The sequence below is a fragment of the Paraburkholderia sp. RL17-347-BIC-D genome (assembly GCF_046027915.1).
Classification (GTDB): domain Bacteria; phylum Pseudomonadota; class Gammaproteobacteria; order Burkholderiales; family Burkholderiaceae; genus Paraburkholderia.
In genome coordinates, this window is sequence record NZ_JARESS010000197.1 from 1 (window position 1) to 924 (window position 924).

Consider the following 924-nt stretch of genomic DNA (forward strand, 5'->3'; position numbering starts at 1 on the left):
CTGCGATGGTGCCGAATGAGGAAACACGGATATCACAACCCGTTTCCGTATCTGACGCCTATTTAAAGGCAGGAGAATTGGAATGACAGTTAGGCAGAACGTTCTTGTCGTAGGTGCCTCTCGTGGCCTCGGTCTTGCGCTTGCAGAGGAATACTGCGGGCGGGGCTGGCATGTAATAGCGACAACGCGGGGCAAGTCCGCTGGACTTGAGAGCCTGCGCGAGCGCTATCCGGAATCGCTTGAACTCGAGGCGGTGGATATCGTGGACCTGGCCTCGGTGAAGGCTCTACGTACGCGGCTTGAGGGGCGCAAGTTCAATACGCTCTTCGTGAACGCCGGTATCGCCAGAGCAAATGAATTGACATCAGTCGAGGTGGATGAGAAGGACTTCCTCGACATGATGTTGACGAACACGCTTAGTCCAATGCGTGTCATCGAGGTATTTCGTGACATTGTCGAAGAGAACGGCGTGATGGCCGCGATGTCGTCCGAGATCGGCAGCATTACAAACAGTTTCGGGTTCTGGGAGCTGTACAGTTCGAGCAAGGCAGCGCTGAACATGTTGATGAAGGCGTTCTCGACACGCCATCCGGACGACTCGCGCGCACTTCTCCTTGTCGCTCCAGGCTGGGTCCGTACTGAAATGGGCGGATCAGAGGCAACATTGGGGATTTCGGAGAGCATCCCGCTCGTGGTCGATATGGTCGAGCGCAACGTGGGTGTGCCGGGACTTCGATTTACTGACCGTCATGGTGAAATCCTGCCGTGGTGAGAACGACAGAAGGCGCGAAAATCTTCCGCGGTCGATTGGCGCAATCATCGCACGTCGACCGATGAGCCGCGCCGTCTACGCAAAACAGGCGGGCTAATGTGCGAGGCGACTCCCGGTCAAGATCGAAGACACCATGTGTTCGTCCTCAATGG

Annotated in this window: 1 protein-coding gene; it reads left to right on the forward strand. The window is 56.4% G+C overall.

Annotation, left to right across the window (positions count from 1 at the left end):
• The first annotated feature begins 82 nt into the window (after window positions 1-82).
• Complete coding sequence (locus tag P0D96_RS48125; RefSeq protein ID WP_408321381.1) at window positions 83-772, forward strand: SDR family NAD(P)-dependent oxidoreductase; 690 nt, start codon at window positions 83-85, stop codon at window positions 770-772.
• Window positions 773-924 lie beyond the last annotated feature (152 nt).

Coding starts and splice junctions, on each gene's coding strand:
- P0D96_RS48125 (WP_408321381.1), top strand. CDS start 83: ATGACAGTTAGGCAGAACGTTCTTGTCGTAGGTGCCTCTCGTGGCCTC.